This is a genomic window from Amycolatopsis jejuensis, assembly GCF_000717335.1.
GTDB classification, from domain to species: domain Bacteria; phylum Actinomycetota; class Actinomycetes; order Mycobacteriales; family Pseudonocardiaceae; genus Amycolatopsis; species Amycolatopsis jejuensis.
Map to the genome: position 1 here is coordinate 222684 of NZ_JNYZ01000019.1, position 12210 is coordinate 234893.

At 68.4% G+C, this 12210-nt stretch carries 13 protein-coding genes and 1 pseudogene; 3 read left to right on the plus strand and 11 right to left on the minus strand.

Translation table 11 applies throughout. The features are described 5' to 3' along the window. Positions 1 to 5: 5 nt before the first annotated feature. From OO71_RS26010 to OO71_RS26040, 7 genes are all read right to left on the minus strand, one after another. Positions 6 to 842, minus strand: a complete 837-nt coding sequence (locus OO71_RS26010; protein WP_033292496.1) for an SDR family oxidoreductase — start codon at positions 840 to 842, stop codon at positions 6 to 8. Beyond that, on the minus strand, positions 839 to 1939 hold the full coding sequence (locus OO71_RS26015) for a branched-chain amino acid ABC transporter permease (protein WP_051792152.1): 1101 nt from the start codon (positions 1937 to 1939) through the stop codon (positions 839 to 841). The genes OO71_RS26010 and OO71_RS26015 overlap by 4 nt, the downstream gene beginning before the upstream one ends. Beyond that, complete coding sequence (locus tag OO71_RS26020) at positions 1936 to 2826, minus strand: branched-chain amino acid ABC transporter permease (protein WP_033292497.1); 891 nt, start codon at positions 2824 to 2826, stop codon at positions 1936 to 1938. The genes OO71_RS26015 and OO71_RS26020 overlap by 4 nt, the downstream gene beginning before the upstream one ends. A gap of 1 nt (position 2827) precedes the next feature. Beyond that, a complete protein-coding gene (locus tag OO71_RS26025) occupies positions 2828 to 3592 on the minus strand; it encodes an ABC transporter ATP-binding protein (protein ID WP_051792154.1) in 765 nt (254 codons plus the stop codon). A 9-nt stretch (positions 3593 to 3601) separates the two neighbouring features. After that, entirely contained in the window at positions 3602 to 4369 is a 768-nt protein-coding gene (locus tag OO71_RS26030; RefSeq protein ID WP_033292498.1) for an ABC transporter ATP-binding protein, read from the minus strand. Next, positions 4366 to 5577 (minus strand): ABC transporter substrate-binding protein, encoded by a 1212-nt coding sequence (locus tag OO71_RS26035; RefSeq protein WP_033292499.1) that lies wholly within the window; start codon positions 5575 to 5577, stop codon positions 4366 to 4368. The genes OO71_RS26030 and OO71_RS26035 overlap by 4 nt, the downstream gene beginning before the upstream one ends. 326 nt (positions 5578 to 5903) lie before the next feature. Beyond that, positions 5904 to 6509: a TetR family transcriptional regulator gene (locus OO71_RS26040; protein WP_084145287.1), complete on the minus strand. Its 606-nt coding sequence runs from the start codon at positions 6507 to 6509 to the stop codon at positions 5904 to 5906. Between the two features lie 170 nt (positions 6510 to 6679). On the opposite strand from OO71_RS26040, the gene OO71_RS26045 reads away from it, so the two are divergent. Next, complete coding sequence (locus tag OO71_RS26045) at positions 6680 to 7915, plus strand: acyl-CoA dehydrogenase family protein (protein WP_033292550.1); 1236 nt, start codon at positions 6680 to 6682, stop codon at positions 7913 to 7915. 189 nt (positions 7916 to 8104) lie between these two features. On the opposite strand, the gene OO71_RS26050 is transcribed toward OO71_RS26045, so the two are convergent. Beyond that, positions 8105 to 8746 (minus strand): MBL fold metallo-hydrolase, encoded by a 642-nt coding sequence (locus tag OO71_RS26050; protein ID WP_033292501.1) that lies wholly within the window; start codon positions 8744 to 8746, stop codon positions 8105 to 8107. Between the two features lie 78 nt (positions 8747 to 8824). Between OO71_RS26050 and OO71_RS26055 the strand changes: the two genes are divergently transcribed. Further along, on the plus strand, positions 8825 to 9253 hold the full coding sequence (locus OO71_RS26055) for a MarR family winged helix-turn-helix transcriptional regulator (protein ID WP_033292502.1): 429 nt from the start codon (positions 8825 to 8827) through the stop codon (positions 9251 to 9253). 8 nt (positions 9254 to 9261) lie between these two features. On the opposite strand, the gene OO71_RS26060 is transcribed toward OO71_RS26055, so the two are convergent. Next, positions 9262 to 10104, minus strand: a complete 843-nt coding sequence (locus tag OO71_RS26060) for an enoyl-CoA hydratase-related protein (RefSeq protein ID WP_051792156.1) — start codon at positions 10102 to 10104, stop codon at positions 9262 to 9264. 41 nt (positions 10105 to 10145) lie between these two features. Further along, positions 10146 to 11096 (minus strand): SDR family oxidoreductase, encoded by a 951-nt coding sequence (locus OO71_RS26065; protein ID WP_033292503.1) that lies wholly within the window; start codon positions 11094 to 11096, stop codon positions 10146 to 10148. Between the two features lie 123 nt (positions 11097 to 11219). Between OO71_RS26065 and OO71_RS26070 the strand changes: the two genes are divergently transcribed. Further along, entirely contained in the window at positions 11220 to 11798 is a 579-nt protein-coding gene (locus OO71_RS26070; protein WP_033292504.1) for a TetR family transcriptional regulator, read from the plus strand. A 179-nt stretch (positions 11799 to 11977) separates the two neighbouring features. Here the strand turns inward: OO71_RS26070 and OO71_RS26075 are convergent. Then, positions 11978 to 12210 (minus strand): annotated as a pseudogene (locus OO71_RS26075) (hypothetical protein); the annotation flags it as partial.

Here is a 12210-nt window from a genome sequence, read left to right on the forward strand (position 1 = left end):
TGCTCTCAGGCTCGAGTGAAGCCGTCGTAGTCGGTGGTCAGGGCGACTTCCCGCTGCGTTTCCACGGCCGCCAGCCGGTCGGTCAGGGCAGCGTGGACCAGCCGATAGGCGTCCGAGCCGAGGAGCTGGCGGCGCGGCATCGGGTCGGACTCCGCGGTCCGGATGATCGCCGCGGCGACTTTGGCCTGGTCCCCCGGCATGGTCTCGGGGGGAACCGGCGGGTGGTCGACGGCCGGATTGCCCAGGTACGGCTCGCTCAGCGCGGTACGGACGGCCGACTCGAAGAACTCGGTCCGCACCATGCCCGGTTCGATCAGGCTGGTCTGGATGCCGAACGGGCCGACCTCCGCCGCGAGACATTCGAAGAAGCCCTCGATCCCCCATTTCACCGCGTGGTAGATGGAGAAACCCGGGTACCCGATCTGGCCGCCCATGCTGGAGGTCTGCAGGATGCGGCCGCCACCTTGTGCACGCAGATGCGGAATGACCGCACGGACGAGCTGAATCGGACCATTGAGGTTCACTTCGATCATGCCGTCGATGTCGCCGTCGGCCAAATCCTCGGCGGTACCGAAGACGCCGTAACCCGCGTTCGACAGGACGACGTCGATCCGTCCGAGCTCCGCGAACGCTTCCCCGACGACGGAACGGATCCCGTCGACGTCGGTGACGTCGAGGCGGCGCACCCAGAGCTGGTCGTCGTAGCGCTTCACCAGGTCGTCGATCGCTTCGGGGCGGCGCAGGGTCGCGGCCACCCGGTCACCCCGTTCGAGCAGCTGCTCGGTCACCTGCCGCCCGAAACCACTGGAGGTACCGGTGATGAACCACGTTTTCCCGGTCATTGCTTGGTAATCCCTTCATACGAGCGAGCGGAGAGGCGGGGTGCGGTCATGGCCGTCCGCCGCCGTACGGTCTTTCCCCGTCCGGTCAGGATCGACGCCAATCCGCCGGGGACGAACAGGACGATGAGCACGAACAGCACCCCGAGAATGAAGCCCGGTTGCGACAGCGGCGCCCGGATCACCTCGGGCAGGCTCGCGAAGCCCGGCGAGTCGGACACCGCGGCGAGCCGCAGGTTGAGATACGTGTAAAGGAGCCCGCCGAGCACGGCTCCCCAGAGGGTGCCACGGCCGCCGAGGATGACCATCAGGATGAAGGAAACCGAGAACGTCAGCACGACCACGCTCGGGTTGGCCTCACTCATCACCACCGAGTAGCCGATCCCGCAGACCCCGGCGAGAGTGGACGAGAAGACCCCCGAGGCCAGGCGATAGCGGTAGACGTCGTAGCCGAGCACGTTGGCCCGTAACGGATTCTCCCGGATCGCCTGCCAGACGTGCCCGGCCCGGCTCCGCACCGCCAGCAGGGAAACGAGGTAGACGAACACCAGCAGGCCCAAGGCGAGCCAGTAGGTGTTACGCGTGTTCGCCAGGCCCACGAAGGCATGCGGCAACCCGTTCAGCCGGTAGGGAAGACCGAACTCGCCACCGGTGCCGAGGTACCCGCGTTCCACGGCGATGTACGCGATCTGGGCCAGGGCCAGGGTCGCCATGCTGAACCCGATCCCGGACAACCGCAGGCTCAGTGCATTGCCCGCGACGGCGGCGACGGCGGTGATCAGCACGGCGAGGCCCGCGCTGGCGTAGAAGCCGAGGCCGGTGGTGTTGGTGAGCAGAACCGTGGCGTAGCAGCCGATGCCGAAGTAGAGCGCGTGCCCGAACGACAGCAGGCCGGTGAAGCCGAACATCACGCTGAACGTGACGGCGGCGGCCGCGGAGATCAGCATCAACGCGAGCAGCTGGAGGCTGCCCGGACTGTCCACCGGGCCGGGCAGCAGCCCGCCGACGGTGCGATGGAGAAGCGGGAGCACCGCGAGCAGCGCCACGAGCGCGACCGCCAGGATTCCCTTCAGCCACGGCGAAGTGCGGATGCGGCTCATGCCAGCCTCTCCTTGCGTCCGAGGAGCCCCTGCGGACGCAGGAGCAAAACGGCCGCCAGCAGGACGACGGCGAGCACGTCCCCCAGCCCGGCGGAAATGTAGTAGTTGGCCAGTGATTGCAGGAGGCCCAGCGCGGCGGCGGCGATGGCCGCGCCGCCGATCGACCCGAGCCCGCCGATGATCACGACGATGAACGCGTACAGCATCGTCTGGTCCCCGACCATCGGGTTGACGCCGTGGTAGTAGCAGGCGGCGAGCGCGCCGCCGAGGCCGGCGAGCAGTCCGCCGACGGTGAAGACCAGGGTGAACGAGCGGTTCACGTTGATCCCGAGCGCCGAAACCATCTCGCTGTTCTCCACGCCGGCCCGGATGACCAGGCCGTAGCGGGTGTAGGAGAGGAAAGCGCGGATCGCGACCAGCACGATCACGGACCCGATCATCAGCAGGAACCGGTTGGTCGGGATGGCCGCCCCGAACACGTGGGTAGTCCCGGTGACCCACGACGGCAGCGGCACGTTCCGCTCGTCCGGACCCCAGAAACCGGTCAGCAGCGCGACGATCGCCGTGCCGAGCCCGACGGTGGCCATCAGCTGTTCCAGGGTACGGCCCTTGAGCGGCCGGATGATCAGGACTTCGGTGCCGAAGGCCAGCACGCCGCCCGCGAGGACGGCGGTCGCGATGGCCAGTACCAGCCGTCCGGTGGAAGCACCGTCGCCGACCGTCCGCATGATCGACCACGCCACGTACGCGCTGACCGTGAGGAAGGCGCCGTGCGCGAAGCTCAGTACCCGCATGAGCCCGAAGATCAGGGAAAGGCCCGAAGCGAGCAGGAAATACAGCGAGCCGAGGCCGAGCCCGGTGATCGCGATGAGCAGGAAGGTGTCCATGTCAGCCTCGGCCTCCGGTGGTCTTGACCCCGAGCAAGCGGCTGAGCTCCTCGCTGTCGGCAAGGACCTGCTCGACCGGGCCACTGCGGGCGACCCGGCCCTCGGCGAGCACGACGACATGGTCGGCGAGGCGGCGGGTCACCGCGAGGTTCTGCTCGACGAGCACGACCGTCGTCCGCCCGGCGAGGCGTTCGAGGACCTCGACGAGTTCGGTCACCAGCCGGGGCGCCAGGCCCTTGGTCGGTTCGTCGATGAGCAGCAGCCGGTAGTCGTGCAGGAGCGCCCTTGCGAGGGACACCATCTGCTGCTGTCCGCCGGAGAGGGTCCCGGCTGCCTGCCGCCGACGCTGCTGCAGCTCGGGGAAGAGCTCGTAGACCCGGTCGTAGTGCGGGACCTGGCCACGCCGTTCGGCAAGGCGCAGATTCTCCTCGATGGTGAGGCCGTGGAACACATCCCGGTTTTCGGGCACGTACGCAATTCCCAGCCGGGCGATCCGGTGGGTGGGCAGCGCGGTGAGGTCGTGCCCGGCAAAGGTGATGGTGCCCGTGCGTTCCATCAGCCCCAGCACCGACCGGAGCGTCGAGGTCTTCCCGACCCCGTTGCGTCCGATGAGGACAGTCGTCTGCGCGGCCGGGACCCCGAACCCGACGGAATGCAGGATCCGGGACGATCCGACGTGCGCGCAGACGTCGTCTAGCTCCAGCAGTACCTCCGGTCCTTGCCGGGCCGGAGCGGCGTGCTCGTCCGTCGATGACTGCGTTGGCATCGTGGCCTCCTAAAGGGATTCGCCGATGTAGGCCGACTGGACGGTTTCGTTGGCGGTGATCCCTTCCGGGGTGTCCACGGCCAGCAGCTCGCCGTGATGCATGACGGCGACGCGTTCGGCCAGGTCGAGCACCACGTCCATGTGGTGTTCCACCATGACGATCGTCAAGCCTTGCGTCGCGTGCAGCGCGCGGATGACCTCCACCAGGTCGTGGATGTCGGCGCTGTTCACCCCCGCCATCGGTTCGTCGAGCAGGAGACAGGTCGCGCCCTGGGCGATCACCATCGCCAGTTCCAGCTTTCGGCGCTCCCCGTGGGAAAGTGCGTCGGCCTTCTCCTCCGCGCGATCGGAAAGGCCGACGGCACCGAGGGCTTCCCGCGCGTCGCCGATCCCGGGGTCACTGCGGCGGACCGGCGGCAGGGCGGCGAGGAATCCGGTCGTGCGGCTGCTTCCGGCGAGCCGGACGTTCTCGAGCACCGTGCGGCCGAGGAAGAGCGTGGACGTCTGGAAGGTGCGGCCGAGACCGGCCCGGGCCCGTCGATGCGGTGGCCACTTGCGGATTTCGTTGCCGTCGAAGCGAACCGAGCCCGCCGTGGGTGTCATCGCTCCACTGAGGACATTGATGAGACACGTCTTCCCGGCGCCGTTCGAACCGATCACGCCGAGGAATTCGCCGGGGGCGGCGGCGAGGGAGACCCCGGAGAGGATCCGGTTCCCGGCGATGACCAGGTCAAGACCGGCGCAGGCGATCCGTGGGGCCGAGTTCGTGGTGGTCACTGGATTTTCCTCCCGACCGGGGTGGCGATGTCTTCGGCATCGAAGGTGCGGACCAGCCGCTGGCGCCACTGACCGTCCTGCCGGACGAGGCGGGTTTCGATGTTGGGGCTGAGCACGAGATGGTCCTCGGGGCGGATGGTGATGTCGCCCTCGACGCTCTGGAAGGTCGTCCCGGACAACGCGCGGTTCACGGTCGCGACGTCGAGCCCGGCGCCCGCGGCCTTGATCGCGGCCACGGTCATCTGCGCGGCGAGGTACCCGTCGGCCTGTTGGTAGTCGATCGGCGGACGCCGCCCGGCGATCTGCTGCAGCATCTGCCGTTCCGCGTCGGTGCCCGCCGTGCCCTCGGCGTAGTGGCTGATCAGGACCATATTGGGCAGCGCCTCCGGTCCGACCGCCGCCGCGAACTGCTCGTACGTGGGGCGGTCCGGCGCGCCGGACATCACCTTCATCCCGGAACCGGGGTCGAGCGCGCCCTGTGCGTGCAGTGCGCCGAGGAGCTGGTTGAGGCCTTTTCCGGCCCATCCCACGAAAACGGCGCCCGGCCGCTCGGACATGAGCCGCGCGACACCGGCGGTGAAGTCCTGGGTTCCGGTCGGGAGAAGGAGCTGCCCGCCGGTCATGCCGAGGTCCCGGGCGGCGGCGGTGAGTTCGGCGGCCGCGGTCTGGCCGTAGGCGTAGTCCTGGCCGACATAGGTGATCGACTTGGCCCCGGCGTCCTTCGCCGCTTTCACCGCGGTGCGGACCAGCTGGCCGCTGTTCTGCCCCGACCGGAAGATCCCCGGGCCCATGCCGAGGATCTGCGACGTACCGGTGGGTCCGGCGATGAAGATGCTCTCGTTCTCCTGCGCAAGCTGAGCGACGCGGAGCACCACCGGGGTCACCGTCGTTCCGGCGATGATCTTGGCGCCGGTGCCGAGGAGTTCCTTGGCCGCGTTGGAGCCCGTCGCCGGATCGCCGTTGTCGTTCCGGACCTCGATCTCGATGCGGATGCCGTCCACGGTGCCGGTCCCGCCGGTCAGCACGGCAAGGCCCGCCCGGTAACCGGCCTCCCAAGCCGGGCCGAAGTTCGCGAGGGCGCCGGAGTAGGAGTTGATGATGCCCACGGTGACCTTGTGCCGGTCGGCCTCGCTCGGCGGTTCGACGGCACAGCTCGTGGTGACCGTCAATCCGGCGAGCAAAGCAATCAAGCGGAGCCTGCACTTCATCGTGACTTCCCCATCCCGTGTGATCGCCGAGCTGTGGCCCACTTCGTCGGGTGACGCAGCCCATTCAAAGCGGGCGGTTGACGTTTTGTCAAGCGAGTCTGGGTGAGGCGTACTGCGGGAAGATCAGCTATTTGACGGGTTGGCCCACGATTTCTGCTCCGGCGGGCAGCCTGGGGTCATCGGCTGTGCGAGGTGGTTGTGCCACATGTTGACGTTGCGCCAGCTTCGACCGCCAGCGGACACCTGTAAGGTCCGCGCAACAGGCCCTCGACCTGCAGGTACGCGGAATTCAGCCCGCTTGAACCGCGGGCAGTGATGGAGCGGGCTCAGTCGTCGCCCGGTTCGCCCTTCGGGCCGCCACGCGGCTCCCACATGCGCGCGATCATCTCGAGCACGTCGGCATCCAGGTCCTCGGGGGCCCGCCCGAGCGCAGCCGCGAACGACCGGCGGTAGACCGCCCAGCCGTATGTGGCGGCGAGCAGCCCGGCTTGCAGTGCGTCGACGTCGATGTCGTCGGCCAGCAGCCCCTTGCCCACGTCGCGGACGTTCGCCTCGCGCGCGTACTCGGCATACGGCAGCGCACTCACCCCCTGGTCACCGTCGAGGATGAGCAGGGTCATCAGCTGAATGCTTTCCGGATCCTTGACCGCCCAGGAGAAGAACGCTTCCAGCCGTTCCCGCGCGCGAAGCTTCTCCCGGCGGACGACCGCGGAGCGCCTGCTCAGCACGGAGCGCGAAAGCGCGGAACGCAGCAGCGACCGGCGAGAACCGAAGTGGTGGTACACCAGGCCCCGGGCAACCTTGGCCTCCTGCGCGACCTCGCGCAGGTTGAGGCCCGCGAGGACACCGTGTTTCCGGAGAAGCCGCAGCGCGGCGTCCTCCAGCCGGGCCTCGGTTGACTGATTGTCAGGTTCCGGCCGCGAAGTCAGGATTCCTCCAAGGTCGACTCGTCCACCGCCAGGACGTCTGGTTTCAGACTACCTGCAGGCCTGCGGAACCCAGGTCCATGGATCCCGCCGGGTGTGGTCCAGGCAACAGAGTACACCACCTCCTCGGAAGCTACACTGACATTCTGTCAACGCACCGAAGCATGGGAGGCGTCGTGGACTTCGCATTCGACGGGCGCACGGAGGAACTTCTCGGCGCCGTCCGCGCTTTCCTGGCGGAGCACGTCTACCCCGCGGAGCCGGTGTTCGCCAGGCAACTGGCCGCGCGCGAAAACCCTTGGGCAGCACCGCCGATCATCGGCGAGCTCCAGTCCCGCGCCCGCGATCTCGGGCTGTGGAACCTGTTCCTGCCCGGTGACCGGGGAGCCGGGCTGACGAACCTGCAGTACGCGCCGCTGGCGGAGGAAATGGGGCGCAGCCTGGCCCTCGCTCCCCCGGCGTTCAACTGCGCCGCGCCCGACACCGGGAACATGGAGGTACTGGCCCGGTTCGGCACCCCCGAACAGCAAGAGAACTGGCTGACCCCCTTGCTCGCCGGCGAAATCCGGTCGAGCTTCGCGATGACTGAACCGGCCGTTGCCTCGTCCGACGCCACGAACATCGAGACGTCCATCGTCCGCGACGGCGACGACTACGTCATCAATGGGCGCAAATGGTGGATCACCGGCGCACTGAACCCCGCGGCCGAGATCTTCATCGTGATGGGCAAGACCGACCCGTCGGCCGACCGGCACCGCCAGCAGAGCATGGTCCTCGTGCCCCGCAGCACGAAAGGCGTGCACATCGAACGCGGCATGACGATTTTCGGGTACGACGACTCCGACCACGGCGGCCACGCGGAAATCCTCTTCGACGAGGTGCGCGTACCGGCGTCGAACCTCATCGGCGAGGAGGGCTCCGGCTTCGCCATCGCGCAGGCCAGGCTCGGCCCCGGCCGCATCCACCACTGCATGCGCCTGATCGGCATCGCCGAACGGGCAATCGACCTGATGTGCGATCGCGTGGACACCCGGGTCGCATTCGGGTCGGCGCTCGCGGAGAAAGGCGTGATCCAGGACTGGATCGCCGAAGCCAGGGTACGCGTGGAGCAGCTCCGCCTGCTGGTCCTGAAAACCGCGTGGCTGATGGACAGGTCCGGCAACAAGGCAGCCCACCGGGAAATCCAGGCGATCAAGATCGCCACCCCGCGCACGGTCGAATGGATTGTGGACAAAGCCATCCAGACCCACGGCGCCGCCGGTTTGTCACAGGACTTCCCCCTCGCGGAGGCATTCGCGCAGGTCCGCACGCTACGCTTCGCAGACGGCCCGGACGAGGTACACAAGTCCGCCTATGCACGGTCGGAACTGCGCGCGCGACGTACGCGACGCTCTGGCGTTGCGGCCTCCTGATCATCGCCGGGTTCACGCGAGCTGCGGACCCGCGATCGGGACTGTGCTTCGCCTTCGGGCTGACCCAGGTGATGAACAACGTCGTATGGACGGTTCCCGCCGACCGCACGTCCAGCTGCGAGCGCGGCCGCCTTGCTGATCACCTTCGCCCTCCCATCTCTCCGCGCCGCTCGCCGAGTGACGCCAGCCTCAGCCGATTTCGACCGGAACGCCCGCCTCAGCCTGCTGATAAGGGGCACCGAGACCGGGTCCGTTCTCGCCCAGGAAACCGGCGACCATCGCGGTGCCGACCTCGTTGAGAGCGCCGTCGTGAATGGCGAAAGCCTGGCGGGGAGCCACTTCCCGCACGTAGTCGATCAGCTGCCCGGTGGTGGACCAGGGCCCGTGCACCGGCAGCAGCAGGGTGTCGACCGCGGCATCCGGGACGGTGAGCGCGTCGCCGGGATGGAACAGGGCATCGCCGATCAGGAAGCCGATGTTGCCGACCCGCGGGAGGTCGGGGTGGATGACGGCATGCCAGGTGCCGTACACCTGCACCGGAAACCCGGCCGCGGTGAACGTCGCGCCGTCGCCGACCACGGTGACCCGGGCCCCGAGGTCGTCCAGCTTCCTGGCGACCGAGGTGCTGGTCCAGATCCGCAACGCCGGATTCCGTTGCAGGGCTTGGCGAAGCGTGTCCGCGGAGAAGTGGTCGAAATGCTCGTGGGTGACCAGGACCGCGTCGGCGCCGTCGAGCGCATGGGGGTCGCTGAGGCCACCGGGATCGACCACCAGACGGCGGCCCTCGCTCTCGACGCGGATGCAGGCGTGCCCGAACTTGGTGAACTGCACGGGGTTCTCTCCAATATACAACTAAACTGTACAACTAAACTGTACAGTAAAGGTTCACCACTCCGCTAGGATGGCGCGATGGACGACAGCCTGGCCGAGGAACTGCGGCAGACGATCGGCGCCTTGGTCCGCGCAGCGCGGACGGTCGACACCATGCCCGCCGGCGAGGCAGGCATCCTCGGCTACCTCGACCGCGACGGCCCGCTCACCACGGCCGAGCTGGCCCACCGCCGCGCGGTGACACACCAATCGGCGGCCAAGTCCGTCCACGCACTGCTCGACGCCGGCCTGCTGCGCACCGAACCCCATCCGGACGACGGCCGGAAGGTGCTGCTGCACGTCACCGCCCGCGGCCGCACCCGTCTGACCAGGGAACGCACCCAGCGCGCAACCTCACTCGACAGCGCCATCCACGGCGCACTGACCCCCCGAGAACAACAGCAACTGCGGGAATGCGTACCCCTCCTGGCCCGGCTCACCACCCACCTGACCGCGCGCCCGCACTGACGCAGGCGTCACCAGGGCAGCGGTTCCCCGAAGTTCGGTGGGCGGTTCTCGGCTTGGGCGGTGAGCGCCTCCGCGAGATCGGGTCCGAAGAAGCTCAGCGCCTCGAAGCCGATGGAGGCTTCGAAGGCGGGGGTCGCGGTCCGTAGCCAGTGGTTGAGCGAACGTTTGGTCCAGCGCAAAGCATGTTGCGGACCGGTCGCCATGCGTTGTGCGATGCCCAGCGCGGTGTCGAGTACCTCGCCCGGTGGGACGGCGAGGCTCACCAGGCCGATGCGCTCGGCCATTTCGCCGGTGAGGGGCGCTGAGGCGAGCAGGTGGAGCTTGGCCTTGGCCAGTCCGCACAACAGCGGCCAGATCATCACGGAGTGATCGCCCGCGACGATGCCCTGGAGGAGATGCCCGTCGATGAGGGGCGCGTCTTCCGAGGCGACGCTGATATCCGCGAGCAGTCCGGTCGCGAGCCCGGATCCCATGGCCTCGCCGTTGATGGCGGAGACGATCGGCTTGTCACAGTCGACGATGCCGCGTGCGTTGACGAGACCTTCCCGGATGAGATCGACGGTGGTGCCGTAGTTGCCGGAGTTGGCGAGCATCTCGTCGATGCCGTCGTTGCCTTCGACCGTCCAGAACTTGTCGCCCCGGCCGGTGATGACCGCGACGCGCAACTCGGGGTCGTCGGCGAAATCGCGCCAGAGGTGACTGATTTCGGTGTGCCGGCGGGTGAGGGTGGCGGCTGGGTAGCCCTCGGGCTCGGCGATCGTGATGAGCAGGATCCCGTTGTCGCGTCGGTCGAGGGTGAGGGTCCGGTACTTGCTCCAGTCGATGGCGGGGCGCAGGTCTTCGATGGGCATGGTCGACCTTCCTTCCGGGTTTGCGTCTTCAGGGGTGCGGATCAGTTCCGGTGGCGCGGCAACCAGATTTCCTCCGCGCGTTTGGTCGCCTCCGGGGTGAAGTAGTCGCCGGTCTCGAGGTCGTCGAGCAAGGTCGCGTGCTTCGGTACCCAGCCGAGGAGTGCCTGGGTGTGCTCGCTCGACACGGGCACGTCGAGAGAGAAGAACCGGGCCAGGAAAGGGTTTCCGAGGTGCTCGGCGGCCTGCTCGATGGTCAGCGAGACGGTAGGGATGCCGAGAATCTGCGCGATCCGCCCGGCGATGCTCTTGATCGTCACGGCGCTTTCGCCGGTACCGTGCAGCACGCTGCCGCCGGGGGCCTTCTCCAATGCCAGCCGGAAGAGGCGGGCGGCGTCGAAGCGGTGGACGGCCGGCCAGCGATTGGTACCGTCGCCGACGTACGCCGAGACGCCCGCTCTGCGCGCGGCCGCGATGAGAGCCGGAATGAACCCGTAGTCGCCCGGGCCGTGCACGGTCGCGGCAAGTCGCACGACGCTGGCTCGGACCCCCCGATCGGCAAAGCCCAGACAGGCTTGCTCGCCCGGGATCCGGAAGGCCGCGACCGACCCGGAATCCGGCGCGTCCTGCTCGGTACTGACCCGGCCCGCCCTGGTCACCAAGGTGCCCGACGTGCTGATGAACGGTTTGCCGGACCCGGCCAGCGGCTGCCCGAGTGCCTCGATCGCGGCGCAGTCGCGGCGGATGAGGTCGTCCGGATCGGCGAAATCGCCGGCGAGGGCCAGGTGCACGACGCCGTCGGCGTTCTCCGCCCCGCGGCGCAGGCTGTCGAGATCGTCGAGGGAGCCGCGGTGCGGAGTGGCGCCCAGTGACTCCAGCCGGGCGGCGGCAGTGTCCGAGCGGGCCAGGCCGCTGACAGTGTGGCCGGCGGCGACGAGCTCGGCGACGACGGCGGGACCGGTCTGACCGGTGCCACCGGTGACGAAGACATGCATGGAACACTCCCAGTTAACGCCAGTGACTGACACTAAGTAGTGCCAGTCACTGACTCTACGCGTAGTGTCAGCGACTGACGCAACGTGACGCCAGTCACTGACACCTTGCGGTAACCTCGGGGGGTGCCACGGAGCGGAGCAGACGCGCGTCGCCGCCTTCAGCAGGCGGCCTTGGAGCTGTACCAGGAACGGGGGTTCGACCAGACGACGGCAGCGGAGATCGCCGCCCGGGCAGGCGTCAACGAGCGCACGTTCTTCCGGCACTTCCCGGACAAGCGCGAAGTCCTCTTCGACGGCGAAGCCGAACTCCGCGCGGCGCTGATGCAAGCAGTGGCCGAAGCGCCCGACGGGCTGGAGCCGTTCGAGGTATTACTGCGCGCCTTCCGGAAGTCCGCGCGGAATCTGGAGAACAACCGCCCGTTCTCCGAACCCCGCTGGAAAGTCATCGCGGTGACACCGGCGCTGCGCGAACGTGAACTGGCCAAACACGCATGGCTCACCGACGCGGTGGCGGAGGCGCTACGTCAGCGCGGCGCCGGTGACGGCTTGGCCGACCTGGCCGCCCGCACCGGCTGGGCCGCCTACCAGCACGCAGTCCAAGCCTGGATCGACGACCCCGCACAAAGTCTGGCCGTGCAATTGCGGCGAGCGTTCAACGATCTGCGCGTCCTCTCCACGACCACCTCCGAACGCGAGCGCTAGGCCTCGATCGCCGCCACGGCGAACGCCAGGTTCGAGAGATCGGCCCCGCTAACGACAACCGGTACGCCCCAATGCCTTCTCGGTCACCTGCGGGTACGACCACTGGCAAGCCTCGGCCATGGGGTGGGCCCGGCGTTGCGCATCAGCTGCACGCCGCGCCGCTTGGCGAGGTCCAGTAGTCAGGCCCCAGGTGCTGCTGCGCGGCCAGGCACAGCTGTACCGGTGACCGGCGGCGCCGCGGGGTAGTCGAGGCCGGTGGACAGCAGGTCGAACGCCTGCTTGGTCAGCTCGGATTCCGGCGCCTGCCAGCCAGCCGCGCGCCACGCGACGACTGCCGTCTGCACCGCACACAGCGCCACCGACGCGACCAGATGGGGCCGGGGGTCCACACCCGGGTCGACGCCCATCCGGG

Bases quoted from the DNA above. Each gene is read 5' to 3' on its own strand.
- OO71_RS26020 (WP_033292497.1), bottom strand. From the start codon at position 2,826: ATGGACACCTTCCTGCTCATCGCGATCACCGGGCTCGGCCTCGGCTCG.
- OO71_RS26065 (WP_033292503.1), bottom strand. From the start codon at position 11,096: ATGCATGTCTTCGTCACCGGTGGCACCGGTCAGACCGGTCCCGCCGTC.
- OO71_RS26025 (WP_051792154.1), bottom strand. From the start codon at position 3,592: ATGCCAACGCAGTCATCGACGGACGAGCACGCCGCTCCGGCCCGGCAA.
- OO71_RS26010 (WP_033292496.1), bottom strand. From the start codon at position 842: ATGACCGGGAAAACGTGGTTCATCACCGGTACCTCCAGTGGTTTCGGG.
- OO71_RS26015 (WP_051792152.1), bottom strand. From the start codon at position 1,939: ATGAGCCGCATCCGCACTTCGCCGTGGCTGAAGGGAATCCTGGCGGTC.
- OO71_RS26035 (WP_033292499.1), bottom strand. From the start codon at position 5,577: ATGAAGTGCAGGCTCCGCTTGATTGCTTTGCTCGCCGGATTGACGGTC.
- OO71_RS26060 (WP_051792156.1), bottom strand. From the start codon at position 10,104: ATGCCCATCGAAGACCTGCGCCCCGCCATCGACTGGAGCAAGTACCGG.
- OO71_RS26055 (WP_033292502.1), top strand. From the start codon at position 8,825: ATGGACGACAGCCTGGCCGAGGAACTGCGGCAGACGATCGGCGCCTTG.